Source organism: Rhizobium sp. RU33A (assembly GCF_900156055.1).
GTDB lineage: Bacteria > Pseudomonadota > Alphaproteobacteria > Rhizobiales > Rhizobiaceae > Allorhizobium.
The window spans coordinates 139,140-165,142 of the sequence record NZ_FTMQ01000003.1; the positions used below are offsets into that span (position 1 = coordinate 139,140).

Sequence of the window (26,003 nt, forward strand, 5' to 3'; positions counted from 1 at the left end):
GATCAGTTCCACTGGCAATACCCCAGCATCATACGGATGCCGGCCACAAAAGACCGCGCTAGGATGCTCGCTCTACCGATACGGACACCCACCCATGGAGACCCAGCCCCACCTCCCACCCGGTGCCAGCCTCACCCCCGACTGGATCACCCCTCAGCAGGAAGTAGCGCTTGCCGCCTTCCTCGATGCGGGTGACTGGAGCGGCGGGCTGAAGCGGCGGGTGCGGCATTTCGGCTATCGTTATGACTACCGGGCGAGGAGCGCCACGGTGGAGAGCCGCATCGGTCCGCTGCCGGACATGCTCAAGGGGCTGGCGGAGCGGCTGGTGGCGGACGGGTTTTTCTCAGACGTGCCGGACCAGGTGATCGCCAACGAATATCTGCCCGGGCAGGGGATCAGTGCGCATGTCGATTGCGAGCCGTGTTTCGGCGAGGTGATTGCTTAGCTCAGTCTGCTGTCGGTCTGCGAGATGCGGTTTGCATCCCTTTCAAGCGGGGAGACACGGGCGGTCATCTTGCCGCCGCGTTCGCTGCTGGTGTTCAGTGGGCCGGCGCGGCGTGACTGGACGCATGCGATCGCGGCCCGGCGGTCTGATGTGATTGACGGTCTGCGGCTTGCTCGACAGCGGCGAGTGTCGCTGACCTTTCGGACGATGCGGTTTTGACCGCAGGCCGTGCACGAGGGTGCGGCGGCTTCAACCGTCGTCTCAACCACCGGAATCGATCCATGAGCTTTTGCAGCCAAGCGATTCCAGGGACTCGGCAAATCGCCTTCACTTCACCTGACGGATGAAGCGCTGGACGGCAGCGGACGGGGAAAGCGGCGCCGGCCGCAGCCTGTCGGCGGGATCGTTCCGGCCGGCGCTCATCGAAAAAGCTAACCGCGAAAGATGAACAAATGACTGACTTCGGCCATGATGGCGGGGTGACCTCCGCGCGTCTGATCGGTGCCGTCGCGGGCTCCGCGATCTCGCTCGTCTACCTGCTTCCCAAACATCGCCGCGAGGCGGCTGTGCGCTTCCTGACCGGGCTTGCCTGTGGGCTGATCTTCGGCGGGCCGACGGGGCTTTGGGGCGCCGGACAGCTGGGGCTTGAGGGCAGGTTGTCTCCCGCCGAGATCATGCTGGCAGGGGCGACGCTTGCCTCCTTCACCGCCTGGTGGGGGCTGGGTATGCTGGTGCGACTGACGGGGCGGGCGGGGGACAAGGTTGGCGGGTGAACTCCCTCATCCTGAGGCGCCCCTGCGCAAGCGGGGGCCTCGAAGGATCGCGCTTCGTTGTAATGGGTGGCCCTGACCCTTCGAGGCCCGCGCGGTGCGCGGGCACCTCAGGGTGAGGGGTTAAGGGCGGAGCGGCTATCCACCCACCCCTTGAGGGGGAGGGTCGGAGCGCAGCTCCGGGGTGGGGTGACGGGTTCGGCGCTTCACTCTGAGTTCAGCATTCCACTCGCGGCCAGGATCACCCCCACCCGCCGCGTTGCGGCGACCTCCCCCCTCAAGGGGGAGGTGGGTGCCAGCACAATCAACATCACGAGGAGACGAGCCATGCAGGCTTTGGAAACGGCGGGTGCGCCGCGGTTTTGGTATGCCGGGCTGACGCTGAAGGGCGTGGCCGGCGACGGGCGGTTTTCGGGTTATGCGAGCCTGTTCGGCGAGGTGGATCTCGGCCGCGACGCAATCGAGCCCGGCGCCTTTGCAGCCTCGCTGACAAAGCGCGGGGCGGGTGGCGTGCGCATGCTCTTTCAGCACGATCCGGCCGAGGTGATTGGCCGCTGGACAGAGATCCGCGAGGATGAGCGGGGGCTTTATGTCGAGGGCAGGCTCGCCACCGATGTGAGCCGTGCCCGCGAGGTGCATGCGCTGATGAAGGCGGGGGCTCTCGATGGTCTGTCGATCGGCTTTCGCGCGGTCAAGACGAGGGCGGACCGCAAGACGGGCGTGCGGCGCATTCTCGAGGCAGATCTCTGGGAGATCTCGGTGGTGACCTTTCCCATGCTGCCGACGGCGAGAGTGTCCAATGTCAAGCACAGGCGGTTCTACCGCGACAGGGAAACCGAGCTTGTCCGGCTGATGCGCCGGGCGGCTCGGTCGATGGCGAACAATCACTTCACGAAAGGATGAGCGACATGGAAGACGCGATGATGGCAGGTGAGAACAGGATGGTTGAGGCGGGGCTTGCAGCCTCCGCTGCAGGCGGGCGAGGCAGCAAGCGGGCCAAGGGGGCGCCCGCCAGGTTGGCACCGGAGGTGAAGGCGGCACCCGATACGGTGACCTCGGCCTTTGCTGAATTCATGAGTGCCTTCGAGGCCTTCAAGGAGGCGAATGACGAGCGGCTGGGCGAGATCGAGGAGAAGCTTTCGAGCGATGTCGTGACCCGCGACAAGGTCGAGCGGATCAACAAGGCGATCGACGAGCAGAGCCGGCTTTTGGACGAACTCGTGCTGAAGAAGCGCCGTCCGGCGCTCGACCGGCCCGGTCGTGAGGAGGCGGGGCTGGCCGAACACAAGGCGGCCTTCGAGGCCTATGTGCGGCGCGGCGACGACCAGGCGCTCCGCGATCTCGACCAGAAGGCGCTGTCGGCGGGTGTTTCCGGCGATGGCGGTTATCTCGTGCCGCCGCAGGTGGACGAGGAGATCGGCCGCAGGCTGAGGGTCATCTCGCCGATCCGGTCGCTGGCGACCGTGCGGCAGGTCTCGGGCGCGGTGTTGAAGAAGCCGTTTGCTGCCTCGGGTTTTGCCTCGGGCTGGGTGGCGGAGACGGCGGCGCGCACGCAAACCGGCACGCCGGAACTCTCCGAACTCGCCTTCCCGACCATGGAGCTCTATGCCATGCCGGCGGCAACCCAAGGTCTGCTCGACGATGCCGCCGTCGACATCGAGGCCTGGATTGCGGCCGAAGTCGACATCGCCTTTGCCGAACAGGAGGGCGAGGCGTTTGTGTCGGGCGATGGCGTGCTGAAGCCGAAGGGCTTTCTGAGCTATGATCAGGTGGCCGACGGCGCCTGGGAATGGGGCAAGATCGGCACGGTTGTCACCGGTGCGGCCGGGGCCTTTGCGGCAAGCGGGGCGTCGGACGTGCTGATCAACGTGGTCTATGCGCTGAAGGCGGGGCATCGCCAGAACGGCACCTTCGTGATGAGCCGTCGCAGCCAGGGCGCGGTGCGCAAGCTGAAGGATGCCGACGGCAACTATCTCTGGGCGCCGCCGGCGCGGGCGGGTGATCCCGCTTCGCTGATGGGCTTCCCGGTGGCCGAATCCGAGGACATGCCGGAGATTGCGGCCAATGCGACGGCAATCGCCTTCGGTGATTTCCGCGCGGGTTATCTCGTGGTGGATCGCGTCGGTGTGCGGGTGCTGCGCGATCCTTATTCGGCGAAACCCTATGTGCTGTTCTACACGACGAAGCGCGTCGGCGGCGGCGTGCAGGACTTCGAGGCGATCAAGCTGGTGAAGTTCGGGGCGTGACCCTCCCCCTCTCCCCTTTGTGGGAGAGGATACAAAATCGAGGGCTTAGCCCGATGAGGGCTAAACCTCAGATTTTGTTGGTGAGGGGATCGGTAATGGTAGCACTGAGAACGGACCCTTCGGTGGAGGGCCGCCAGGGGGCTGTTATCTCGTGCCAACGGAACCGATCCCCTCACCTGGAAAATCTGAAGTTTAGGCGGCTTGCGCTCGCCTAAGCCTTCGATTTTCCGCCCTCCCCACATGGGGGGAGGTGGCCCCCGCCAGCACTTCGGCTCCCTCATGCTGAGCTGCCCTCGTAAGGAAAGGGCCTCGAATCATCCACCTCTCAACTCTTCAGGGTGGCCTCGCCCTTCGAGGCCGGGCGTGGCCCGGCGCCTCAGGGTGAGGGGCTACCTACAATTCGTTTTCAAGGAACCTCCCATGACCATTATCGAACTCACTCCACCCGCTGTGGAGCCGCTGACGCCTGTCGAGATCAGGGCGCATCTGAGGCTCGATACGGAGGAGGAAGATGCGCTGCTTTCAGCGCTTGCCGTCGTCGCCCGCGAGCATCTGGAGCGGGAGACGGGGCTGGTGCTGGCGACCGGGGATTTCAGGTTTTGTCTCGACGACTGGCCGGCGGATGGGATTGTGACCATTCCGCGTGGGCCTATCAGGGTGGTGACGGCGGTGACCGTCTATGACGGCGATGGTGAACCGCAGGCTGTCGATCTCGAAGGGCATTTGCTCGACGGTCAGGCGCGTCCAGCGCGGCTCTGGCTGCGGGACGTGCCGCAGCCGGGGCGGGCGATGAACGGGATCGAGGTGGAGTTTTCCGCCGGCTTCGGCGAGAGCGGCGCGGATGTGCCGGAGACGCTGAAGCGGGCGATGCTTTTGCATGTGGCGGCGATGTTTGCCTGCCGGGGCGTGGTCGCGGTCGATGCCCAGCCGGCGGTGGTGCCGCCGGGATACGACCGGCTGATCGCACCCTTTTGCCGGCGGGGGCTCTGATCATGGCGATGATGGATATCGATGCCGGGCGGCTGACGGTGCGGTTGGTGCTGGAGCGGCCTGATATGGTCGACGATGATCAGGGCGGGGCGGTGACGGGGTTGGTGGAAGTCGCCCGCGTCTGGGCGCTGGTCGAGCCGCGCAGCTTTGCCGAAGAGGAAAAGGGGCCGGGGCTTGTGGCGACCGTCACGCATCATGTGACGGTTCGCGCGCGTGGCGATCTCGTGGCCGGGCAGCGCTTTCGCAAAGGCGCGCGGGTGTTCGAGATCCTGGCGGTGCGCGATCCCGACGAGACGGGCCGGTTTCAGCTGGCTCTGTGTCGCGAGGTGACGGGATGAGCGGCGGCGCCAGACAAGGGCGCGGATCCGGGCGGCGGGGCGTGGGTTTGGAGGAGACGGGCAGGCAGCTCGCCGTGATCTTGCGGCGGGCACTGGCGGTCCGTGTGGCGAAGCGCAGCGATCGGGCATCGAAAGACGGGGGCTCGATGGAGCCGGATGGGTCGGCGACCCAAGGACTGGGCGCCGACGGACGCGATAACCGGGTAACCGGTGAGGCGCAGACGGGCCGCTAGGCAAATGGAAGCTTCGCGGCCACCGGCTGCGCGCGAGGGTCACGAAAGAGCCGGCCGGTGTCGCACGGTAGAGCCACGGGAGAGTGGAATATGACGAATGCGGTCAATGCCTTGCTGGTGGGCCTTCAACAGGCGGTAAAGGCCAATGTGGACCTGATGGCGGTGCTCGGACCCCAGGGACTGTCCGACCGGACGATCCGGCCGCAACGCTTTCCGGCGCTTGTCGTCGGCGCGGTCGAAGCGCGGGATTTTTCGACAGGTGAGGCCGAGGGGGCTGAGATCCTGTTGACGCTCGAGGCCTGGAGTGCGGTCTCGCGACGCGAGGCCGAAGGGCTGGTGGCGGAGGTGAGGCGGCTGGCCGATGGCTTGCCGGAGATGCTGGGCGAGTTTCGGCTCGTCAACTTTCGGCACCGCCGGACGACAAGCCGGCGCGAGGTGAAGGCGGGGTTGTTCGTGGCCGAGGCGGGGTTTCGGGCGGTGGTGGAGTGAGGCAAGTTCATCTCCCCCCTTGCGGCGGAGAAAGCGAAATCGAGGAATTGGCCCGGTCAGGGCCATACCTCAGATTTTGCAAGTGGGGGGCTTCGTGAGGTTTTCGCCCCGGCAACCTAAGCCCCTCTCTTGGAAAATCTGAAGTTTAGGCGGCTTGCGCTCGCCTAATCCTTCGATTTTCCGTTCTCCCCCGCAAGGGGGGAGAGAGGACTACCAACCTGTCCCCGCTTCGCAATCACCGCCAGCGCCAGGATGGCCGCAAAACCCGTTGCGGCGAAGAGGGTGGCAAGTACGAGGCCGGCATCGATGCCGGCGCGGTCGATGACGGCTGTCATCAGGACGGGGGCGGTCGCATTGGCGAGGTTTTGCGGCAGAGCGAGGCGCGCCGACTGGCGGGCGAAGCGGCTGGCGGAGAAGAAGGCGAGCGGCAGGGTGGCGCGCGCAAGCGTCGTGACGCCGGAGCCGAAGCCGTAGAGCGCGGTGAACATCAGTAGGCTCGACGGCGTGCCGGATGAGAAGATCAAGAGCAGGGTGGAACCCGTGAGCATGGCCATGCCGGCAAGCCCGGTGGTCACAGGCGAGGAGCGCTTGCCGAGCACCAGATCGAAGGCGCGGGCGGCAATGCCGAAGACGGCGCGCAGCGAGCCGAGCTGCAGCGCCAGCGCCGGCGTGGCGCCGGAGAGTTCGAGGATATGCAGGAGCTGCGGCGACAACCCGAAGGTCATCAGGCTGGCGAGCGAGGTCGAGAGCGCAATCAGCAGGAAGGCGAGCGTCGCCATGCGGCGGCTCATCTCCAGGGGTTCCCGGGCGTCCGCGGCGAGGTCCTCGGCCGAGCGGGTGATCGCGATGCGGCCGAGCGACAGATGGATCGGCAGCGCCAGCACGAGCTGGGCGGCAGCGGCGGCGAAAAGCGCCCCGCGCCAGCCGAAGGCCTCACCGGCCAGCGTCAGAAGCGGCCAGCAGACCGCCGAGGAAAGCCCGGTGAAGATCATCAGGATACCAATGGCGCGGCGGGAATTGTGGCCCTCGCGCTCGACGACGGCAGCAAAGGCCGGGACCGTCAGGGCAAACGATCCGCCGGCGCCGAGGATCAGCCAGGCGATCGCATAGGTGACGATGCCCGAGGAGAGCGCCAGCATGGCAAGGCCTGTTGCCATCAGGACCGAGCCCATGGCGAGCACCTTCGAGGCACCGTGGCGGGCGATCATCCGGCCGGTCCAGGGACCGAGAAAGGCCATGACGAGCATCATCACGGTGAGCCCGGCAAAGGCGGTCTCGTTGGCAAGTCCGAGATCGGACGCAATGGCTCGGCCGAAGACGGCCGGCATTTCATAGGTCGTGCCCCAGCCGAGGATCTGCGAGACCGCAAGCGCGGCAACGAGGAGGGTGCGGGGCATGTTCATGCGAGACTCGGGGGATGATAGTTCGGGGCGGGGTCTTCTTCTAGGCCGGTTGTAGGGCGGGCGATAGGGTGAAATCTTGGGATGTGTGCGTGTTGGGGGATGCTACACCCTCCCCTTGAGGGGGAGGGTCGGACCGCAGGTCCGGGGTGGGGTGATCCAGTTTTCCGGGTGTGCCCTTTCTGAGGGTGGTCACCCCCACCCGCCGCTCTGCGGCGACCTCCCCCCTCAAGGGGGAGGTGTAAAGCGCCGCTTGTGGCCTCGGCCCTTCGAGGCTTGCCATTGCCGGGCACCTCAGGGTGAGAGGACGTTCGAGTGTGCCGTCTCCACCCTCCCCTTGAGGGGGAGGGTCGGACCGAAGGTCCGGGGTGGGGTGATGCCGATTCTGGCTGTGCCCTTTCTGGCGAAGATCACCCCCACCCGCCGCTTTGCGGCGACCTGCCCCCTCAAGGGGGAGGTGGGAGAGCCGTCGGCACCTCGCCCGAAAACAATCACAGACATCATCAAAGGAGAGACGCCATGGGCGCGCAGAAGGGCAAGGACCTGTTGCTGAAGGTCGAGGACGGGGCGGGGTTCGTGACGGTGGCGGGCTTGAGGGCCAGGCGTCTCGCCTTCAATGCGCAATCGGTCGACGTGACCGATAGTGAAAGCGCCGGGCGCTGGCGGGAGCTCCTGGAGGGGGCGGGGGTCAGGCGCGCGGGGTTGACGGGCTCCGGCCTGTTCAAGGATGCCGCTTCCGATGCGCTGATAAGGGCGGCCTTTTTTGCCGGCTCCATCCTGACCTATCAGGTGGTGATCCCGGATTTCGGCACGGTGACGGCGCCGTTTCAGGTGACGGCGCTGGATTATGCCGGCAATCACGACGGCGAGGTGACCTTCGAGATCGCGCTGGAATCGGCCGGTGCCGTTTCCTTCGCGGCGCTGTGAGGCGGTCATGCGGGGCTATGAACGAGACATGCGCGAACCGGTGACGGTCAACCGCGCCAACCGCCATCGCGGCGAGGTCGAAGGCATCATCGACGGCGAACGGCGTATTCTATGTCTGACGCTCGGCGCGCTTGCCGAGCTCGAGACCGCTTTCGGAGCTGATAGTCTTACGGATCTCGCGACACGCTTTGCCGGCGGACGGCTGAAGAGCGCCGATCTGACCCGTATCCTCGCCTGCGGATTGCGTGGCGGGGGCAACCGGGTTGCCGATACCGATGTCGCCGAGATGGCGGTCGAGGGCGGCGTGGCGGGTGCAGCGAAACTGGTGGGCGAGTTGCTGGCGGTGACCTTTGGGGCTGAACCAGACGCGCAGGATCTAAGATCACGCGAGGGCGGCAGCTCCCCTTGAGGGCCGCAGGCGGGCGAGAGGCGCGGCCGTTTCCCTGGGGATCGGTGATGACGCTCGGTCTCTCCCGCCTGCGGCTTTCTCCTGATGTGTTCTGGGGCCTGAGTCTGCCGGAGCTGGCGGCAATGGCAGGGGCTTTCGGTGAGCCCGCCGGGCTGTCGCGGGGCGAGGTGGAGGCCCTGATGCAGAGATTTCCGGATTGAGCGTCGGCGTGACCGCCTCTCACCTCGGGGAGGAGGTCGGGTGACGCTGGCGCCGAAGCCACCCTCCCCTTGAAGGGGAGGGTCGGACCGCAGGTCCGGGGTGGGGTGAAGGCCAGCAGGATTTGCTGCCGAGAGCAGGTTCACCCCTACCCGCCGCTTCGCGGCGACCTCCCCCCTCAAGGGTGAGGTGGGTGGCGAGCTACCGTGGCTTCATACTGAGGAACCCTGCGCGCCCCGGGGCCTCTAAAAATCCATTCAGCAACTGGATCGATGGCCTCGCCCTTCGAGGCCCTCGCAGGGCGAGGGCCTCGAAGGGCGAGGGGAAAGTGCTGCCAGGCATCACGGATGTCTCTTGCCTGTCCGTCAGACCCTTTCACGAAAGGACGTTTCCATGACCGATGACGACACACTGGCGGTCGCAGTCGACCTCGATGCGGCGGCAGCGCTCTCCGTGCTCGACGATCTCGAAAGCCGCTCGGCGAGTTTCGGCCGGGCGCTGACCTCGGCGCTGAAGGGCGCGACGACAGGCGGCAAGGGGCTGGAGGAAGTGTTGCGCGGGGTCGGATTGCGGCTCACCGATATCGCGCTCGCCTCGGGCCTGAAGCCGCTCGAGACAATGCTCGGCAATGCGGCGGGCAGCCTGATCGGCAGCCTCTCCGCCGGGCTTGGATCGGCGCTTTCCGGCGGGGTCACGGCCTTTGCCCAGGGCGGTGTCCCTGGACGGGTCACCCCTTTTGCCGAAGGTGGCGTCGTGGCGGCACCGACTTACTTTCCGATGGACGGTGGGACCGGGCTGATGGGCGAGGCCGGGGCGGAGGCGATTTTGCCACTGAAACGCGGTGCGGACGGCGCGCTCGGTGTGGCAGCCGAGGGCGGCGGGGCGACCACGGTCATTCATTTCCAGGTGACGGCAAGCGATGCGGCGAGTTTTGCCAAAAGTGAGGGGCAGATCACGGCCATGCTGGCGCGCTCCGTGGGGCGCGGACGGCGGGGGATGTGAGTCGGGTAGTGAGTAGGGAGTAGGGAATAGGGAATAGGGAATGGCTTGCCCCTTATCCGGCCCTGCGGGCCACCTTCTCCCCGCAGGCGGGGAGAAGGAAAGGGCGGCCGGCGCCCGGCCTGTGCTCAGGCAACGACCTCCAGATCCGTGGCGCGAAACTCGTCGGCGGTGGCAAGGATCGGGACGCCGTGGAATTTGGCGCAGGCATAATGCAGGCAGTCGCCGAGGTTCAGACCGTGGCGGCCCTGGCGGAAGCGATGGGCGGCCTCCGAGGAGAGCCGCACCGTCTCTGCAGCTGGCGGCAGATCGCGGATGTCGATGCCGCGGGCTTCGAGAAATTCCGTGACCAGGGCCTGAGCTGCAGGCACCGGAAGATCAAGCTTGTCCGGGCGGGCGAGACCGAGAACCGTTTCGAGGACCGCGACCGGGGAGGTGAACGGCCGCGTGGCGGATGCGAGCGCATCGGACACGCGCTGTGCTTCCGGCTCGTCCGAGAGAAGGGCGATGATCGCGCAGGCGTCGACGAACATCAGTTGTCGTCCCACAGGTCATTGAAGACCTCGCGGGGAAGGGGACTCCGGGCCCTTTCCGCCAGCACGACCTGGTGTTTTGTCCTGAGGCGCGCGGCCGTCTCAAGCGCTGTTTCTGCGCGGTTGCGCCGTTCGATCGCTTCCTTCATGGCAATCACGATCGCATCGGTGATGCCGACGCCCGCCATCTCGGCAAACTGCCGCGTCAGCGCATCGGCTTCCGGATTGTTGACGTTGATCGCCATGGCGGCTCCATGTAGATGTTTTCCGCTTTCAATGTAGATGATCGGGTCCGGTTTTCCAAGGGGCACCAGGCGCGCTGCCGTCCGGACTATCCGCATGCGCAGCCGCCAAAGACGGATGTCGCCAGCCCTGCAGATCACCGCTCAGGCGCCCGTCTGACATTTCTCTTACTTGCAGTTATATCGAACGGAGACCGTCATGGCCTTTCACGAACAGCGTTTTCCGCTGCGTCTGTCGCTGTCCACGAGCGGCGGGCCGGGGCGGCAGACGGATATCATTTCGCTCTCCAATGGTCGCGAGGCGCGCAATCGGCGCTGGCGGTTTTCCAGGCGCCGCTATGATGTCGGCACCGCAGTGCGCTCGGTCGCGGATCTCTATGCCGTGCTGGAGTTCTTCGAGGCGCGCGGCGGGCAGCTGCATGGCTTTCGCTTTCGCGATCCAGTCGATGGTTCGTCGGCCCGACCCGGGATGGCGGTGACGCCGCTCGACCAGTGGATCGGGGCAGGTGACGGCGAGACGGCGGCTTTCCAGCTGGTGAAGGCCTATGGCGATGGCGCGGCGGTGGAGCGGCGGCCGGTGGTGAAGCCCGTGGCGGGATCGGTTCGCGTCGCGCGTGACGGGGTGGAGCAGACGGGTGGGTTTTCCGTCGATGCGGCCACCGGGATCGTCACCTTTGCGCCCGGTCATGTGCCGGACGAGGGCACGGAGATCCGGGCGGGTTTCGACTATGACGTACCCGTGCGGTTCGACACCGACCGGATCGAGATCGATCTCGAAGCCTTTCGGGCCGGGCGCATTCCCTCCATTCCGCTGATCGAGGTGATCCCATGAAAAGGCTTCCTGAAGCGCTTGCCGCCCATATCGCGGCCGGCGAGACGACGCTCTGCCGCGCCTGGCGCGTCACCTGCCGGGACGGTTTTCGGCTCGGGTTCACCGAACACGACCAGCGGCTCGACTTCGCCGGCACGGTGTTCGAGCCGGGCACCGGCTTTGCAGCGACCGAGGCCAGTAGTGCCAGCAGCCTCGCGGCGCCGGGAGCTGAGGTGCGCGGCGGATTTTCGAGCGAGGCGATCACCGAAGCCGATCTCGCTGCCGGGCGTTTTGACGGGGCGCGGGTCGAGTGTTTTCTGATCAACTGGCAGGCGCCGGAAGAGCAGCACGCGCTTGTTACGGTGCAGGAAATCGGCGACGTCAGCCGCGCAGGTCCGGGGTTTTCGGCGGAGCTTCGCAGCTTTGCCCATCGTCTGCAGCAGGCGGAGGGGCGGATCTATAACAGGCGCTGCGATGCCGATCTCGGCGATAACAGATGCCGGGTGGATATGAGCCTGGCGAACCGCAGGGTCTCCGGCGTGATCGCAGATGTGCTCGCGGCCGACCGGCTGACGGTCTCAGGCCTGCCGGGTCTGGGCGAGGGGCATTTCCGGCTCGGGCATGTCAGGTTCGACGACGGCCCTCTTGCCGGCAAGCGGCTGGCGATCGAGGAGAGCAGTGCTGTGGTGGGTGGTCTGATGACGCTGAGGCTGTGGCTGCCGCTTGAGGCGCGGCCGGCCGAAGGGGATGCCGTGACGCTGACGGTCGGCTGTGACAAGAGTTTTGCAACCTGTCGAGCTGTCTTCGGCAACTCGCTGAATTTCCGCGGTTTTCCGCACGTGCCAGGCAGCGACTTCGCCTATTCCTACGTCACCGGAGACAGCACCCATGACGGCGGGGTGTTGTATCGGTGAGGGCTCAAAGACCCTCGCCTTGAAGGTGGGTGGCGGACCGAAGGTCCGGGGTGGGGTGAGCGCCACTTGCTCCCTAGGTCTCACCCCCACCCGCCGCTTTGCGGCGACTTCCCCCCTCAAGGGGGCGGTGGGTAGCCGCTGGGTGCCTGGCACAACATTCCCCCAAGCATGAAAGGACTGTCCCGATGAAGATCATTTGCCCCGACGGAAACGGTTATGCCTATTACGTTCAGGCGATCGACGAGAGCCGCTATACCAGGGCGAGAGGTGTGGAGACCTTCATCGTCAAGACCGGCGATTACTGGAACGGCCCCGAGGGCAGCGATGCCGAGAATTTCCGCGAGCGCTGCGAGGCGCGGGTGACGACGGAAGATGCGATCGGCTCCACCTGGCGTTACCAGTTTCACCTGCAGATCCCGCAGGACTATCCCGAATACAGCCCGAAGCAGACGCTTGGCCAATGGCATAACGGGTCCTATGACAGTGTCTTCAATCGCTATGAAGAGGGTGTCTTCACCATCTGCCTCAACAATAAGGAAGCTGGCAGTTTCGTCGAATATCAGACGCCGTTGAACAAGGGCGCATGGAATACCTTCGTCTACACCTTCACCTGGCATGCGAGCCGCGGTGCGATTGCGGCCTCGGTCAATGGCCGGACTGTGGTGAAGGAGACGGGCATCCCGCTCGTGCCGGCAGCCACTCAGTCGATGTACTTCAAGTATGGGCTTTATCGCAACATGCGTGAGGGCCTGGTCGGCCCGGTCCAGCAGGCGAGCTATCGGCTGGTCAGTCGGGCCGCGGGGTGAGGGCCAAGAGGCCGACGCTTGCGCCCCCTCTCCCCGCTTGCGGGGAGAGGGCACCTCAGGGTGAGGGGAAATGCTGGGGTATGCCGGACGATGAGCTTCCGCGCTTCAATCCTCGAAGTCCGCATCAAACGGCAGATCCGGCGGACGCATGCGTCCGTGACGGATCGTGACGATGACGATGCGGTCGGCTTCGATAACGTAGTCGAGCAGATAGTCGCCGATGACCAAGGTTCTACCGCCCGGAACGGGCAGGCTTCTGCCAACCGGGCCGGCTTCAGGATGCGCGCCAAGCACGAGCCTCGCGTCCGAGATCCGTGCGATGAAGGTTTTCGCCGCCGCCGGGCTTCTGTGCTGGAGGTACCGGATTTCCGTTCGAAGCCAGCTTGCTGCCGATTTCGAAAGGACGACGCGCATCAGGCGACCTTATCGGATGCGATGCGCTGGAGGTCTTCGAGGACCTGGTCGATGTCCTCAACTTGGCCGGCGGCCACCTCTTCGAGGCCCTGTCGATAAGCAAGGATCTCCGCCCCCTCCTGCTGGAGGTAGGTTCTGAGCGCACGCACGATGACCCAGCTGCGCGAGCGCTCGGTCGCCTCCGCGATCGTCTCGATATCGGCGAGGACATCCTCGGGGATCCGGAGCGTAATCGGATCGGAAAGAGGTGGTTTGGTCATCGTGATCCTCCAGTAAAAGCGTAATACCTTGTAATACGGATTTGGTGATGATTGAAGGGGCCTCTCGGGAGGAGGCGGGCCTTATCCTGAGGAGCCCCTGCAGAGCAGGGGCCTCGGAGGATCCTGCAGCAGATATGGCCTCGCCCTTCGAGACCCTCGCGGGGCGAGGGCACTTCAGGGTGAGGGGAAATGCTGTTGCTCGCTCTTCGCCTCCATGGCGTCGATGCCTTTCGCACGATCCCACCGCTTCCCAATCCAACCGCCCAAACGGAGCCTCCCCATGTCCGTCAATACATCCGTCCTGGCGATTGCCGGGACCTGGATCGGCACGCCCTATCGGCATCAGGGGTCGGTGAAGGGGGTGGGCTGCGACTGCCTGGGGCTTGTTCGCGGGATCTGGCGGGAACTCTACGGCAAAGAGCCCGAGGTGGTGCCGGCCTATGCGCCAGACTGGGCGGAACGGGCGGGCGAGGAGCGGTTGCTGGCGGCGGCCGGGCGGCATTTTCAAGCCGTGGCCTCCTTTGTAGAGAGCCGGCCGGGCGATCTCGTGCTGTTTCGCTTTCGGCCGCATCTGGCGGCGAAACATGCGGGCATTCTGGCCTGTATGGCTTCGCAAGGGGGCGGCTGTGAGATGGACGCCGACGGGGCGCGATTTTCGGCGGAATACGCTCTCAGTCAACCGCCGCCCGATGCTTTCATCCATGCCTATGAACAATCGGCGGTAACGCTGTCGGCGCTCGTGCCGGCCTGGCGGCGCAGGATTGCCGGCATCTACCGTTTCCCCGAAAGGATCTGAAGATGGCGACCATTCTTCTGCAGGCGGCGGGTGCTGCCCTCGGCTCCGTCTTCGGGCCAGTTGGAGCGGCGATCGGCCAAGCGGCCGGCGCGCTTGCCGGCAGCATGATCGATCGGAGCCTGCTGTCGGGCACCCGCGAAGTGAACGGAGCACGGCTGTCTTCGGCGCGCATTTCAGGCGCCAGCGAAGGCACAGTCATTCCGCGGCTTTATGGCACTGCGCGGCTGGGCGGCACGCTGATCTGGGCGACGCGCTTCGAAGAGGAGACGGTGACCGAGCGGACAGGGGGCAAGTCCTCCGGCGGCACGCGCACCACGACCTATCGCTACTATGCCAATCTGGCGCTTGGGCTTTGCGAGGGGCCGATAGCGGGCGTGCGCCGCGTCTGGGCGGACGGGCGCGAACTCGACACGACCGAAATTGAGATGCGCGTCTATCGCGGGACGGAAAGCCAGCCGGCCGATCCGCTGATTGCGGCCAAGCAAGGGGCGGACAATGCGCCGGCCTATCGGGGGCTAGCCTATGTCGTCTTCGAGCGGCTGCCGCTCGATGATTTCGGCAACCGCATTCCGCTGATCCAGTTCGAGGTGATCCGACCGGTCGGCGCGCTGGAGGAGAAGATCCGGGCGGTGACGATGATTCCGGGCGCGACCGAACACGGGTATGCGACGGTGAGGATCTCGGATGCGCCGAGCGAGGGCGCGAAACGCTGGCTGAACCGCAACACGCTTGTTGGCGCGACGGACTGGCAGGCCTCGCTCGACGAATTGCAGGCGCTTTGCCCTGATCTCGAAAGCGTGGCCCTGGTGGTGGCCTGGTTCGGCACGGATTTGCGCGCCGGTGATTGCCGGGTGCTGCCGGGGGTGGAGGTCGGCTACCGCAACGAGGAGAGCCGGCCCTGGAGTGTCGCCGGCCTGGCACGGGGCGATGCCTATGTGGTGTCGCGCCACAGCGGTGGTCCGGCCTATGGCGGCTCGCCGAGCGACGAAAGCGTGATTGAGGCGATCAGGGACATCAAGGCGCGCGGGCTGAAGGTGACGCTCTATCCCTTCGTGCTGATGGACATTCCCTCCGGTAACGGCCTGCCCGACCCCTATGGCGGGGCAGAGCAGGCGGCCTATCCCTGGCGTGGGCGGATCACGGCCTATCCTCCCGGAAGCGACAAGACGGCCTCGGCGCGGGCGCAGGTCTCCAGCTTCGTCTACCGCGGTGACGGTTATCGCCGTCTCGTCTTGCATTATGCGGCGCTTGCCGCCGCTGCCGGTGGTGTCGACGCCTTCCTGCTGGGCTCGGAACTGCGCGGGCTGACCGCCCTGCGCGACGCGGCGAACGCCTTTCCTTTCGTCGAGGCGCTGGTGGCGCTTGCCGGTGAGGTGCGGGGGCTGCTCGGCGGCGGGACGGCGATTTCCTATGGCGCCGACTGGACCGAGTATTTCGGCCATCAGCCGGCGGATGGCTCGGGCGACGTCTTCTTCCATCTCGATCCGCTGTGGGCGAGCCCTCACGTCACCGCCGTCGGCATCGACAACTATATGCCGCTCGCCGACTGGCGCGACGAGGATCTCGAGGCGGAAAGCCCGGATGGTTTCACCGGAGCCGACGATGCGGAGGGATTTGCGCGGACGCTGACATCGGGCGAGGGCTTCGACTGGTTTTATGCCAGCGAAGCGGACCGCCGCGCACGGGTCAGGACGCCGATCACCGATGGCGCCTATGGCAAGCCCTGGGTCTTCAGGTTCAAGGACCTGAAATCCTGGTGGGAGAACCCCCATTTCAACCGGATCGGCGGCGTCGAGCAGGCGAGCCCGACGGCCTGGGTACCCCGTATGAAGCCCTTCTGGATGACCGAAGTCGGTTGCGGCGCGGTCGACAAGGGGTCGAACCAGCCGAACATCTTCGTTGATGCCAAATCGGCCGAGAGCGGAAGGCCGTACTTCTCGGCGGGTGCGCGCAGCGACAGCCAGCAGCGTCGGTTTCTGGAGGCGCATCTCGACCACTGGGCTGGCAGTCTTCTGCCGCCTGATATGGTCGATCCATCGCATGTCTATGCCTGGACCTGGGACGCGCGGCCCTATCCGGCCTTTCCGCAGAATACGGCGCTCTGGGCAGACGGATCGAACTGGCGAACGGGACACTGGCTGAACGGCCGCCTGGGTACGGCGACACTGGCCGACACGATTGCGGCGATCCTCAGGGATCATGGCTTTTCCGATTTCGACGTGTCGGAAGTCGCGGGCGATCTCGGCGGCTATGTGAAGGGGGATCTGACCTCGGCGCGCGACCTGATCGAGCCCTTGCTCGACCTCTTCCAGATCGACGTGATCGAGGACGCCGGACGGTTGAAATTCCGCACCCGGCCGACGGCGAGCCTGGCTGCCCGCGAGATCATGGTTCTTGCCGACATCGCCGATCGTCCGCTGTGGAGCGAGACGCGCGGCCATGACAGCGATTTTGCCTCCGAGGCGCTGGTGACCTTTTACGATCCAGCGGCGGAGTATGTCGAGGCAAGCGTGCGCTCGCGCAAGGTGGAGGCCGCGACCGATCGGCAGCTGGCACGGGACTTGCCGGCGGCGATGCCGGAAGAGACTGCACTTGCGGCCGCCGAAGGCTGGCTGCGTGACAACCGGCTGGCGCGGCGCACGGTTCAGCTGGCGCTCGGGCCGCAGGAGATTGCGGTCGAGCCGGGTGACGTGCTGCGCTTTCCCGAAGGACCGGACGGGCGATTTCTGGTGCAGGGCATCGAGGAGGGCTTCGAGCGTCGCCTGACGCTGAGGGCCTTTGCCGGCAAGGTCTCCGCACCCGTTCCGGTGGTCGAACCCGGACGGGTGGTCGACGGTGGCGGTGCGGCCGGCTTTGCGCCGGTCGTGCAGTTTCTCGATCTGCCAAGGCTGGAGGGTGCAAGCCATGCCGGTGACGCGAGCGTTTCGGCATATGGCCGTCCCTGGCGGCGGCTTGCGGTGTCGAGCTCACCTGAAGTGGAGGGCTATCGGCTGCGGCTGACGCTGGATCGGCCAGCGACCCTGGGACGGCTTGTGGAGCCGCTTGCCCCGGGGCCTGTCGGACGCTTCGACTGGGCGAATGCCCTTGTGGTCGAGGTGCTCGCCGGGGCCTTTGCATCCGCGAGCCGCATGGCTGTTCTCTCCGGCGCAAACCGGCTCGCGGTCCGGGCAAATACAGGCGGCTGGGAGGTCATCGGCTTTGTCGAGGCCGAGGAGGTTGCGGTCGGACGCTTCCGGCTGACGGGCCTTTTGCGCGGGCTGGGGGGCACGGAGGACGCAGTCGTGGCCGGTGCCGCAGCCGGGGCCGAGGTAGTGGTTCTCGACGAAGCGGTCCGGTCGCTGGGGCTCGGAAATGCCGAACGCGGGGCCGCACAGAACTGGATCCTCGAGCCGATGGGGCTCGTGACGGAGCTTTCGGGGCCACATGTCTTTGCCGGCGGATTGCGGGCGGAGACGCCGCTCTCGCCAGTGCATGCGAAGGTGCTGCGGCAGGCCGCGGGCGATCTCGCGATCACCTGGATCCGGCGCAGCCGTATCGAGGCCGATGCCTGGACAGACGGGGAGGTGCCGCTCGACGAGGCGCAGGAGTGCTACCGGCTGGAGATCCTTGATGGCGGCATGGTGCTTCGAGTGGTCGAGGTGACCGAGCCCGCCTGGACCTATGCCGTCGCCGATGAACTGACAGATTTCGGCGCGCCGCAGACGGCGCTTGGCCTCCGCATCCGCCAACTCGGACGGCTGGCCGCCGGCCTGCCGCTGGAGGCTGTGGTTCCCGTCGATTGAAAACCATTCAACAGGAGGATGACATGCTGGAGATGAAACCCTGGTATCAGTCGAAGACCGTCTGGGGCGCCCTGATCGCGATCGCTGCCCCACTTCTCGGCAGGGCCGGACTGGAACTCGGCGGCAATGAGCAGGCTGAAATTGCCGAGGCATTGACGACGCTTGCCGGCACGGTCGGAGGATTGCTCGCCCTCTACGGTCGGCTGACGGCGACGAAGGGCGTGGGTGGGTGAGGGTATCCTGTGCCGATCTTTGCGAAGTAAGGAATTTACATTACTTTGTGACGGCAAATAGGGCCGGCACGATGAACAAGATTTTACGCAAGGTGAGCACGATCACCGACAAGGGACAGACCACCATCCCAAAGCCGATTCGAGAGGCGCTTGGGGTCGGTTACGGCGGACGCATCGCCTTCAGCCTGGACGAAAAGAACAGGGTCTATGTCGAGCGGGACGATGACGAGCAGGACGATCCGGCCTTGGAGGGTTTTCTTGATCTCCTTGTCCAGGACATGACCGCTCGTCCCCACGATGCTTTTGTCGAGCTTCCTGTCGGACTTCGCGATCGCATCGCGGCACTCACGCACGGCGCCGATGTCGACCTCGACGCTCCCATCGACGGCGATGTCGAGCTTTGAGACATGAACACGGTCAAGGGCTGGATCATTCGTGCACATCCCCTGTTTCTCGACCAGCTCGAACGACTGACCCTGGCTGTCGAGAAAGAGGCACTGAAGAAGCCTGATGCGTTCAAAAGTGGTGCCAATTTCAAGCTTTTGGCCGCGTTGGAAAAACTCGTATTCGAGAGCATTCCGGCTGATCCAACCTTGCCTGTCTTTCGGCAGGGCGGGACCCTGGGATCCAAGCGCAAACACTGGTTTCGAGCGAAATTTGGCAATGGGCGCTTTCGGTTGTTTTTTCGATACAATTCGACTGCGCGCGTTCTGGTATTTGCCTGGGTCAACGATGCAGACACGTTGCGCAGCGATGCATACGCAGTGTTTCGAGCGATGCTCGACGACGGCAATCCGCCTGACAGCTGGCAGCAACTTCTCGAAGCTGCGTCCAGTGCCACGGCTGAGAAGCGTCTGGGCGAACTGACGGGACGATCGCAGACACTGATACATGGGGAGAAATGACGGTAGATCGGGCATGATCTCTACCCTCTCGCCACGCATTCATTTGCCATTCAGACGCCTTGCGGTACATAATTTGTCAAAGTGGACGTCATCCAAGAAGAAGCAGCAATGGCATCTTTCATGAAATACGCGGGCCTGGCATTGGCCGTGACCGTGGCGGCTCTGCCGGCGACGGTGGGCGATGCCGTGGCGGCGGATTGCAGACAAGCCGCGGAACGCGTGGTCGCCGAAGTCGGCGGGCAGTTGCTTTCCGTGCACGAATCGGGCGGTGAATGCGTGATCGTCGTGCTTGTTCCGGGCAACGGCAACGAACGGCCGCGTAAGGTCACCATGCGGGTCGCCGAGTGACCGGCCTCCGGGATTGAAGAGCTTTCCGCACCGAGGGGTGAACGCATGCGCATTCTCGTCGTCGAAGACGATGTCAATCTGAACCGCCAGCTCGTCGAGGCCCTGCAGGAAGCGGGTTATGTCGTGGACAAGGCTTTCGACGGCGAGGAAGGTCATTTCCTCGGCGAAACCGAACCCTATGACGCCGTCATCCTCGACATCGGCCTTCCCGAGATGGACGGCATCACGGTGCTTGAGAAATGGCGCGCGGCAAGCCGGCTGATGCCGGTGCTGATCCTGACGGCGCGTGACCGCTGGTCGGACAAGGTGGCCGGCATCGACGCAGGCGCCGACGACTATGTCACCAAGCCTTTTCATGTCGAGGAAGTGCTCGCCCGTATTCGCGCCCTGATCCGCCGAGCGGCCGGGCATGCCTCGTCGGAGATCGTCTGTGGTCCTGTCAGGCTCGATACGAAGAGCTCCAAAGCGAGCGTCGACGGCGTGACGCTGAAGCTCACCTCGCATGAGTATCGTCTGCTGTCCTATCTGATGCACCACATGGGCGAGGTCGTGTCGCGCACGGAACTGGTCGAGCACCTCTACGACCAGGATTTCGACCGCGATTCCAACACGATCGAGGTCTTTGTCGGCCGTCTGCGCAAGAAGCTCGGCGTCGACATGATCGAGACCGTGCGCGGGCTTGGGTATCGTATCCAAGCGCCGGCGAAATGAAGATCCGCTCGCTCACCGCGCGCGTCCTGCTGCTCGCCACCCTCTGGTCGGCGCTCGGTCTGGTCACGATCGCGGTGGCCATTTCCACCCTATACCGCCAGGGTGTCGAACGCGGTTTCAACAACCTCCTGCGCGCCCAGCTCTACAATGTCGTCAATTCTGTCTCCATCGGCGATGGAGACAGCCTGACCGGTTCGCCGGCGCTGGGTGACCTCAGGTTCTCCCAGCCGTCGACCGGCTGGTACTGGCTGGTCGAGCCGCTCGGCAACTATGCTACGGCACCGCTCGCCTCCGCCTCGCTCGGGGTGGCGAACCTTGCCGTCCCCGACGTGGAAGTGACGCCCTTCGACCAGAATTACGAACGCTATTACGAAATGACGGATGATGTCGGCAACCAGATAAGGGTTGCTGAAACTGAAGTGGTGCTCGACGACCAGGGACGGGCGGCGCGCTTCCGCGTTTCGGGCAATCTTCAGGTGGTCGAGGACGAGATCGCCTTTTTCACAAGCCGTCTCTACGCCGCTCTCGCCGTGGTTGGCATTGGCGGGCTGATCGTCAACGGTCTTGCGATTCTCTATGGCCTGAAACCGCTCGACCGCGCGCGCCGGGCGCTGGAGCGCATCCGGCGCGGTGAGGCCGAGCGGATCGAGGGCGATTTCCCGAGCGAGGTCCAGCCGCTGGCCAACGAAATCAACGCGCTGATCGACAGCAACCGCCGCATTGTCGAGCGCGCCCGCATGCAGGTCGGCAATCTCGCCCATTCCCTGAAAACGCCGATCGCCGTTTTGCTGAACGAGGCGCGGACGCTGGAGAAGAACCCCGCCGACGTGATCGCGACCCAGGCCGAGGCCATGCAGGCGCAGGTAAGCTCCTATCTGAACAGGGCGCGGATCGCAGCCCAGCGCGACAGCGTGCTGGCCCGCACCGAGGCGCAGCCGGTGCTCGAGCGGCTGGTCCGCGTGATGCGCAAGCTGAACGCCGATATTCTCTTCGAACTCGATGTAGCACCAGACCTCACCTTTGCGATGGAGCAGCAGGATGTCGAGGAGGTTGTCGGCAACCTGCTCGAAAACGCCTCGCGCTTCGCCCGAACCAAGGTCGTCACCCGTGCCGTGATGACGGCCCGCGATGGTGAGCCGACCGACGGCCGGCGCGGCTGGATCGAGGTGGTGGTCGAGGATGACGGGCCGGGGCTCGCCCCCGACCAGATCGGCGAGGCGCTGAAGCGGGGCCGAAGGCTCGACGAGAGCAAGCCCGGCACGGGGCTCGGACTGTCCATCGTCAAGGAGATTTCGGGGGAATATCAGGGCTCTTTCGGCCTCTCGCGCGCCGGCATCGGTGGGCTTCGCGCACAGTTGATCCTACCAGCTGTGACCAAGGACACTGCGTGATTGATTTTCCTGTGAAATTACATAGGTGTATAAGATGGCCTTGAGCCGGTTGAAGGCCGTCATCCGCATCGCGCGAACCGGTTGGCCTCGACCACAGAAATCGACGGGACTTGGAACGGTCTGATGGGTGTGAAGCACTTCGGGATATTGGCAGCCACTGGCCTCGTGTCGCTCGCGCTTGCGAGCTGCACCACATCGAGCGGTGGACGCAGCGCAGCCGCAAATTCCGCCGTCTATATTGCGGCGCTTCAGGGCGGCATTGTCTCGCGCACGGGCGTCGAGCTGTCGCGCAGCCAGACGCAGCGGGCGCTCGAAGCCGAGTATCGCGCGCTGGAGGCGGCCCCCGGTGGTCAGCCTGTAGCCTGGGCAGGCGGCGAGGTGCGTGGGGAAGTCGTTGCAGCCGCCCCTTACCAGGTCGGACAGCAGAACTGCCGGCAGTTCGCCCACAAAGTGTTCAGCGACGGCCGTGAGCGTCAGGCCCGCGGGGCGGCCTGCCGCAACCCGAACGGCACCTGGACGCCGTTGAGCTGAGGTGAACCCGGGGCTGCTGATCCGAGGAATTCAATCATTTGAACGCGCCGCCCACTTGACTTGGGTCAAGGCTGGGCGGGTTATGGCGACTTAGAGAATTCTTGCGGCCAAACGCCTCAACTTTGCGTCAGGAGAGGTTTGGCTGTTGGAAAGCACCTGTCCTTGACGTAATTGAGTTTCATGTTGTTCTGGATCATCTCCGCGCTTCTGACGGTCCTTGTTGCCGTCGTCCTGTTGTCCCCCTTGCTGCGGGCCTCGGCCCGAGCGACGCGTTATGACGAAGGCGAGGCGGCGGTCTATCGCGATCAGCTGCGCGAGCTGGAGCGGGACAAGGCGCAAGGCCTGATCTCGGCAGACGATGCCGATTATGCCCGTGCCGAAATCGGCCGTCGTCTCCTGGCGATTGCCGCCCGCGAAAAGGCGGGCAAAGATGGCGAGCGAAGCGAACTGGCTGAGGTCGTGGCGAAGCCGTCCGCCCGCCGTCGCTACACCTGGTCGCAAGCCTTCATCCTGCTCTGTCTTCCCGTAATCGGGCTTGCGGGCTATCTGGAAATCGGCAGCCCCGGTACGCCCGATTCACCGCTCGCAGCACGCATGGAAAATCCCGGCGACGACGTCGATCTGCTCGTCGCCAAGGTCGAGCAGCATCTGGCGGGCAATCCTGCCGACGGCAATGGCTGGAACGTTCTGGCGCCCGTCTATTTTCGTATTGGCCGCTTTGACGACGCCGAGCTTGCCTATCGCAATGCGATCCGCATTCTCGGGCCCGATGCCGAGCGTATGAACGGGCTCGGCGAAACCGTTGTCATGCGCAGTGACGGGATCGTCACTGATGACGCCCAGATGGCCTTTCAGGCGGCGCTGAAGCTCGACCCCAACAATCCGCGTGCCGACTTCTATCTGGCGCTCGCGCTCGAGCAGTCCGGTCGCCGCGCAGAGGCGCTCACGGCCTTCCAGAATATCGCCAAGGCCTCGCCGCCGACGGCGCCCTGGATGCCGCTGGTCAACCAGCACATTGCAGCCAACAGTGCCGGCGTTCCGCTTGTCGATCCGCCGGCACAAACGGCGACGGAAGGCGGAGCACAGGCTCAGAACCCCGCAGCCCCGGGCAACCCGACGGCAGAAGACGTTGCCAATGCCGGAGCGATGTCGGAGGCTGATCGCGGCGAGATGATCCGCGGCATGGTGGCGAGCCTCGATGCACGGCTGAAGGAAGATCCCAACAATTTCGAAGGCTGGATGCGGCTCGTCCGCTCTTATGCGATGCTGAAAGACAAGGAACGGGCGGAAGCCGCGCTGGAGGAGGGCCTGAAGACCTTCCCGGCTGCAGGCGCCGAGGGCCAGCAGTTGCTCGCCATGGCGAGGGAACTTGGCCTGTCCGTTGAGGAGGTGAGCCAATGACCCGCAAACAGAAACGCCTGGCCGTGATTGGCGGTGGCATGGGGTTCATTCTGACCGCCGTGCTCTTGGTGATGTTCGCCTTTGGCCAGTCGATCGCCTATTTCTATGTGCCCAACGATCTTGCCGAATCCGATGTCCAGCCGGGCACGCGGATCCGTCTTGGTGGGCTTGTCGAGACGGGTTCGCTGGTGCGCGGAGAAGGCTCAACGGTAACCTTCACCGTGACCGACACGCTGAGCCAGCTGCCCGTGACCTATACCGGCATCCTCCCCGATCTCTTCCGCGAGGGGCAGGGGGTCGTCGCCGAAGGTCGCTTCGAGGGCATGGGCAAGGTCTTCGTCGCCGATACCGTTCTCGCCAAGCATGACGAGAACTATATGCCGAAGGACGTAGCGGACCGTCTGGAAGCGCAAGGGGTTGAACTGAGCGGCAAGGAAAAGATCCAATGATCATCGAGCTCGGCCATTATGCTCTCGTTCTGGCGCTCGCCACCTGTCTCGTCGTCTCCATCCTGCCGGTGATTGGCGCGCGCCGCGGCGATGCGGCGATGATGGCGGTGGCGACCACCGGCACCTATGCGCTCTTCCTGCTCGTGGGCTTTTCTTTTGCGGTGCTCACCTACGGCTACGTCGTGTCCGACTTCTCGGTGCAGAACGTCTACGAGAACTCCCATTCGCTGAAGCCGATGATCTACAAGATCTCCGGCGTCTGGGGGAACCACGAAGGCTCAATGCTGCTCTGGGTGCTGATTCTCGCCTTCTTTAGCACCATGGTCGCCTTTTTCGGCACCAACCTGCCGGACCGTCTAAGGGCGAATGTGCTGGCCGTGCAGGCCTGGATCACCGCGGCCTTCACGCTCTTCATCCTGTTGACCTCGAACCCCTTCATGCGCCTTTCGCCCATTCCGGCGGAGGGGCAGGACCTCAATCCGGTCCTGCAGGACATCGGTCTCGCGATCCATCCGCCGCTGCTCTATCTCGGCTATGTCGGCTTCTCGGTCTGTTTCTCTTTCGCGATCGCTGCGCTGATGGACGGTCGCATCGATGCCGCCTGGGCGCGCTGGGTGCGGCCCTGGACGCTGGCCGCCTGGGTCTTCCTGACCGCCGGCATCTCGATGGGCTCCTACTGGGCCTATTACGAACTTGGCTGGGGCGGCTGGTGGTTCTGGGATCCGGTTGAAAATGCCTCGTTGCTGCCTTGGCTTGCCGGCACGGCGCTCCTGCATTCGGCGCTTGTCATGGAAAAGCGTGACGCGTTGAAAATCTGGACGGTGCTGCTCGCCATCATCGCCTTCTCGCTGTCGCTGCTCGGCACCTTCCTGGTGCGCTCGGGCGTGCTGACCTCGGTGCATGCCTTTGCCACCGACCCGACGCGCGGCGTCTTCATTCTCGGCATTCTCGTCATCTTCATCGGCGGCGCCTTCACGCTCTTTGCGCTGCGTGCGCCGCTACTGAAGGCCGGCGGATTGTTCCAGCCGATTTCGCGTGAGGGCGCGCTTGTCCTCAACAACCTGATCCTGACGGTGTCCACCGCCTCGGTTCTGATCGGCACGCTCTATCCGCTGCTGCTCGAGACGCTGACGGGCGAGAAGATCTCGGTCGGTCCGCCCTTCTTCAACATTACCTTCGGGCTTCTGATGATCCCGCTTCTGCTGGCGGTGCCGTTCGGGCCGTTTCTGGCCTGGAAGCGTGGGGATCTGCTCGGCGCCTTGCAGCGTCTCTATGTGGCGGCGGCACTCTCGCTCGTTCTCGGCCTTGGCCTCTGGTACGCCCAGAATGGCGGGCCTGTGATGGCGGTGGGCGGTCTCGCACTTGCGTTCTTCGTCATGGGCGGTGCGGTCTCCGATCTCTGGTATCGCGCCGGTTTCGGAAAACACCCGATCGCCACGGCCTGGGCGCGGTTGAAGGGCCTGCCGCGCTCCGCCTTCGGCACGGCGCTCGGCCATTTCGGCGTCGGCGTCACAATGCTCGGCGTTGTGGCCGTGACCACGTTTGAAACGGAAGCGGTGGTCGAGATGAAGCCTGGCATGACAGTGGAAGCCGGTGGCTATGTCATCACCTTCGATGGCCTGCGCGCTGCCAACGGTCCGAACTACACCGAAGACCAGGGGCATTTCACCATCCGCGAGGGGGGTGTCGAAGTGGCCGATGTCTGGTCGGCGAAGCGGCTCTACACGGCCCGCCAGATGCCGACGACGGAAGCCGGCATCGTCACGTTCGGCTTCAGCCAACTTTATGTCTCGCTGGGTGACCCGATGGCCGATGGCGGCATTGTCGTGCGTGTCTGGTGGAAGCCCTGGATCCTCTGCATCTGGTACGGCACGATCGTCATGATGGTCGGTGGTGTCGTGTCGCTGTCCGACCGCAGACTGCGGGTCGGTGCGCCGAAACGGGCCAAGGTGGCTGCAAAGCCGGTGCTGGAGGCTGCGGAGTGAGTGCGGTGAACAACCCCTCCCCAACCCCTCCCCACAGGGGGGAGGGG

General features: G+C 64.9%; 32 protein-coding genes. 27 read left to right on the forward strand and 5 right to left on the reverse strand.

Annotated elements, in window-relative coordinates:
- Positions 1 to 94: 94 nt before the first annotated feature.
- The 8 genes from BW978_RS23765 to BW978_RS11580 all read left to right on the forward strand — a co-directional run bounded on the left by BW978_RS23765 (position 95) and on the right by BW978_RS11580 (position 5,511).
- Positions 95 to 445 (forward strand): 2OG-Fe(II) oxygenase family protein, encoded by a 351-nt coding sequence (locus tag BW978_RS23765; RefSeq protein WP_244551948.1) that lies wholly within the window; start codon positions 95 to 97, stop codon positions 443 to 445.
- 9 nt (positions 446 to 454) lie between these two features.
- A complete protein-coding gene (locus BW978_RS23770) occupies positions 455 to 664 on the forward strand; it encodes an alpha-ketoglutarate-dependent dioxygenase AlkB (RefSeq protein WP_280173596.1) in 210 nt (69 codons plus the stop codon).
- Between the two features lie 233 nt (positions 665 to 897).
- A complete protein-coding gene (locus BW978_RS11550; protein WP_076395259.1) occupies positions 898 to 1,218 on the forward strand; it encodes a DUF6107 family protein in 321 nt (106 codons plus the stop codon).
- A 324-nt stretch (positions 1,219 to 1,542) separates the two neighbouring features.
- On the forward strand, positions 1,543 to 2,118 hold the full coding sequence (locus tag BW978_RS11555) for an HK97 family phage prohead protease (RefSeq protein ID WP_076395261.1): 576 nt from the start codon (positions 1,543 to 1,545) through the stop codon (positions 2,116 to 2,118).
- A gap of 5 nt (positions 2,119 to 2,123) precedes the next feature.
- On the forward strand, positions 2,124 to 3,461 hold the full coding sequence (locus BW978_RS11560) for a phage major capsid protein (protein WP_139330483.1): 1,338 nt from the start codon (positions 2,124 to 2,126) through the stop codon (positions 3,459 to 3,461).
- 420 nt (positions 3,462 to 3,881) lie between these two features.
- Positions 3,882 to 4,451, forward strand: coding sequence for a head-tail connector protein (locus tag BW978_RS11565; protein WP_076395263.1), 570 nt, complete (start codon positions 3,882 to 3,884; stop codon positions 4,449 to 4,451).
- A gap of 2 nt (positions 4,452 to 4,453) precedes the next feature.
- Positions 4,454 to 4,789 (forward strand): phage head closure protein, encoded by a 336-nt coding sequence (locus tag BW978_RS11570; RefSeq protein WP_076395265.1) that lies wholly within the window; start codon positions 4,454 to 4,456, stop codon positions 4,787 to 4,789.
- A 323-nt stretch (positions 4,790 to 5,112) separates the two neighbouring features.
- The gene (locus BW978_RS11580) at positions 5,113 to 5,511 is read left to right on the forward strand and encodes a DUF3168 domain-containing protein (protein WP_076395269.1); all 399 of its coding nucleotides are present in this window, start codon (positions 5,113 to 5,115) and stop codon (positions 5,509 to 5,511) included.
- A 164-nt stretch (positions 5,512 to 5,675) separates the two neighbouring features.
- Here the strand turns inward: BW978_RS11580 and BW978_RS11585 are convergent, their stop codons facing one another.
- Positions 5,676 to 6,914: an MFS transporter gene (locus BW978_RS11585; RefSeq protein WP_076395271.1), complete on the reverse strand. Its 1,239-nt coding sequence runs from the start codon at positions 6,912 to 6,914 to the stop codon at positions 5,676 to 5,678.
- Positions 6,915 to 7,430: 516 nt separating this feature from the next.
- Between BW978_RS11585 and BW978_RS11590 the strand changes: the two genes are divergently transcribed.
- The 4 genes from BW978_RS11590 to BW978_RS11605 all read left to right on the forward strand — a co-directional run bounded on the left by BW978_RS11590 (position 7,431) and on the right by BW978_RS11605 (position 9,447).
- Positions 7,431 to 7,838: a phage major tail protein, TP901-1 family gene (locus tag BW978_RS11590; protein WP_076395273.1), complete on the forward strand. Its 408-nt coding sequence runs from the start codon at positions 7,431 to 7,433 to the stop codon at positions 7,836 to 7,838.
- A gap of 7 nt (positions 7,839 to 7,845) precedes the next feature.
- Complete coding sequence (locus tag BW978_RS11595) at positions 7,846 to 8,247, forward strand: gene transfer agent family protein (protein WP_139330485.1); 402 nt, start codon at positions 7,846 to 7,848, stop codon at positions 8,245 to 8,247.
- Positions 8,244 to 8,447: a rcc01693 family protein gene (locus BW978_RS11600; RefSeq protein ID WP_076395277.1), complete on the forward strand. Its 204-nt coding sequence runs from the start codon at positions 8,244 to 8,246 to the stop codon at positions 8,445 to 8,447. Before BW978_RS11595 ends, BW978_RS11600 begins: the two co-directional genes overlap by 4 nt.
- Positions 8,448 to 8,838: 391 nt before the next feature.
- Positions 8,839 to 9,447, forward strand: coding sequence for a phage tail tape measure protein (locus BW978_RS11605; RefSeq protein WP_076395279.1), 609 nt, complete (start codon positions 8,839 to 8,841; stop codon positions 9,445 to 9,447).
- Positions 9,448 to 9,572: 125 nt separating this feature from the next.
- On the opposite strand, the gene BW978_RS11610 is transcribed toward BW978_RS11605, so the two are convergent.
- Together BW978_RS11610 and BW978_RS11615 are read right to left on the reverse strand one after the other, a co-directional pair.
- Positions 9,573 to 9,977, reverse strand: a complete 405-nt coding sequence (locus BW978_RS11610) for a type II toxin-antitoxin system VapC family toxin (protein WP_076395280.1) — start codon at positions 9,975 to 9,977, stop codon at positions 9,573 to 9,575.
- Complete coding sequence (locus BW978_RS11615; RefSeq protein ID WP_076395282.1) at positions 9,977 to 10,222, reverse strand: type II toxin-antitoxin system VapB family antitoxin; 246 nt, start codon at positions 10,220 to 10,222, stop codon at positions 9,977 to 9,979. The genes BW978_RS11610 and BW978_RS11615 overlap by 1 nt, the downstream gene beginning before the upstream one ends.
- A gap of 196 nt (positions 10,223 to 10,418) precedes the next feature.
- Here BW978_RS11615 and BW978_RS11620 point away from each other — a divergent pair, with 196 nt between their 5' ends.
- The 3 genes from BW978_RS11620 (at position 10,419) to BW978_RS11630 (ending at position 12,750) form a co-directional block, all read left to right on the forward strand.
- Positions 10,419 to 11,051, forward strand: coding sequence for a DUF2460 domain-containing protein (locus BW978_RS11620; protein ID WP_076395283.1), 633 nt, complete (start codon positions 10,419 to 10,421; stop codon positions 11,049 to 11,051).
- The gene (locus tag BW978_RS11625; protein WP_076395284.1) at positions 11,048 to 11,944 is read left to right on the forward strand and encodes a DUF2163 domain-containing protein; all 897 of its coding nucleotides are present in this window, start codon (positions 11,048 to 11,050) and stop codon (positions 11,942 to 11,944) included. Before BW978_RS11620 ends, BW978_RS11625 begins: the two co-directional genes overlap by 4 nt.
- Positions 11,945 to 12,129: 185 nt before the next feature.
- Positions 12,130 to 12,750, forward strand: coding sequence for a heparin lyase I family protein (locus tag BW978_RS11630; protein WP_076395286.1), 621 nt, complete (start codon positions 12,130 to 12,132; stop codon positions 12,748 to 12,750).
- A 105-nt stretch (positions 12,751 to 12,855) separates the two neighbouring features.
- On the opposite strand, the gene BW978_RS11635 is transcribed toward BW978_RS11630, so the two are convergent.
- On the reverse strand, positions 12,856 to 13,164 hold the full coding sequence (locus BW978_RS11635) for a type II toxin-antitoxin system RelE/ParE family toxin (RefSeq protein WP_076395288.1): 309 nt from the start codon (positions 13,162 to 13,164) through the stop codon (positions 12,856 to 12,858).
- Positions 13,164 to 13,424 (reverse strand): CopG family ribbon-helix-helix protein, encoded by a 261-nt coding sequence (locus BW978_RS11640; RefSeq protein WP_076395290.1) that lies wholly within the window; start codon positions 13,422 to 13,424, stop codon positions 13,164 to 13,166. The genes BW978_RS11635 and BW978_RS11640 overlap by 1 nt, the downstream gene beginning before the upstream one ends.
- A gap of 280 nt (positions 13,425 to 13,704) precedes the next feature.
- Between BW978_RS11640 and BW978_RS11645 the strand changes: the two genes are divergently transcribed.
- The 12 genes from BW978_RS11645 to BW978_RS11700 all read left to right on the forward strand — a co-directional run bounded on the left by BW978_RS11645 (position 13,705) and on the right by BW978_RS11700 (position 25,956).
- Complete coding sequence (locus BW978_RS11645) at positions 13,705 to 14,220, forward strand: NlpC/P60 family protein (protein WP_076395292.1); 516 nt, start codon at positions 13,705 to 13,707, stop codon at positions 14,218 to 14,220.
- Between the two features lie 2 nt (positions 14,221 to 14,222).
- Positions 14,223 to 18,002: a baseplate multidomain protein megatron gene (locus tag BW978_RS11650; RefSeq protein WP_076395294.1), complete on the forward strand. Its 3,780-nt coding sequence runs from the start codon at positions 14,223 to 14,225 to the stop codon at positions 18,000 to 18,002.
- A gap of 23 nt (positions 18,003 to 18,025) precedes the next feature.
- Positions 18,026 to 18,235 carry a hypothetical protein gene (locus BW978_RS11655; RefSeq protein WP_076395296.1) on the forward strand — a complete coding sequence of 70 codons (210 nt, stop codon included), beginning with the start codon at positions 18,026 to 18,028 and terminating at the stop codon, positions 18,233 to 18,235.
- 71 nt (positions 18,236 to 18,306) lie between these two features.
- Complete coding sequence (locus BW978_RS11660) at positions 18,307 to 18,639, forward strand: type II toxin-antitoxin system PrlF family antitoxin (RefSeq protein ID WP_076396480.1); 333 nt, start codon at positions 18,307 to 18,309, stop codon at positions 18,637 to 18,639.
- 3 nt (positions 18,640 to 18,642) lie between these two features.
- Positions 18,643 to 19,140 (forward strand): type II toxin-antitoxin system YhaV family toxin, encoded by a 498-nt coding sequence (locus BW978_RS11665; protein ID WP_076395297.1) that lies wholly within the window; start codon positions 18,643 to 18,645, stop codon positions 19,138 to 19,140.
- Positions 19,141 to 19,248: 108 nt separating this feature from the next.
- The gene (locus tag BW978_RS11670) at positions 19,249 to 19,488 is read left to right on the forward strand and encodes a hypothetical protein (protein WP_069041794.1); all 240 of its coding nucleotides are present in this window, start codon (positions 19,249 to 19,251) and stop codon (positions 19,486 to 19,488) included.
- A 45-nt stretch (positions 19,489 to 19,533) separates the two neighbouring features.
- Positions 19,534 to 20,199: a response regulator transcription factor gene (locus tag BW978_RS11675; RefSeq protein ID WP_076395299.1), complete on the forward strand. Its 666-nt coding sequence runs from the start codon at positions 19,534 to 19,536 to the stop codon at positions 20,197 to 20,199.
- Positions 20,196 to 21,590, forward strand: coding sequence for a sensor histidine kinase (locus BW978_RS11680; RefSeq protein ID WP_076395300.1), 1,395 nt, complete (start codon positions 20,196 to 20,198; stop codon positions 21,588 to 21,590). The genes BW978_RS11675 and BW978_RS11680 overlap by 4 nt, the downstream gene beginning before the upstream one ends.
- A 123-nt stretch (positions 21,591 to 21,713) precedes the next feature.
- The gene (locus BW978_RS11685) at positions 21,714 to 22,121 is read left to right on the forward strand and encodes a hypothetical protein (RefSeq protein WP_076395302.1); all 408 of its coding nucleotides are present in this window, start codon (positions 21,714 to 21,716) and stop codon (positions 22,119 to 22,121) included.
- A 180-nt stretch (positions 22,122 to 22,301) separates the two neighbouring features.
- Positions 22,302 to 23,522 (forward strand): c-type cytochrome biogenesis protein CcmI, encoded by a 1,221-nt coding sequence (ccmI, locus tag BW978_RS11690; RefSeq protein ID WP_076395304.1) that lies wholly within the window; start codon positions 22,302 to 22,304, stop codon positions 23,520 to 23,522.
- A complete protein-coding gene (ccmE, locus tag BW978_RS11695) occupies positions 23,519 to 23,971 on the forward strand; it encodes a cytochrome c maturation protein CcmE (protein ID WP_076395306.1) in 453 nt (150 codons plus the stop codon). Before ccmI ends, ccmE begins: the two co-directional genes overlap by 4 nt.
- The gene (locus BW978_RS11700) at positions 23,968 to 25,956 is read left to right on the forward strand and encodes a heme lyase CcmF/NrfE family subunit (protein ID WP_076395308.1); all 1,989 of its coding nucleotides are present in this window, start codon (positions 23,968 to 23,970) and stop codon (positions 25,954 to 25,956) included. The genes ccmE and BW978_RS11700 overlap by 4 nt, the downstream gene beginning before the upstream one ends.
- The last annotated feature ends 47 nt before the right edge of the window (positions 25,957 to 26,003 follow it).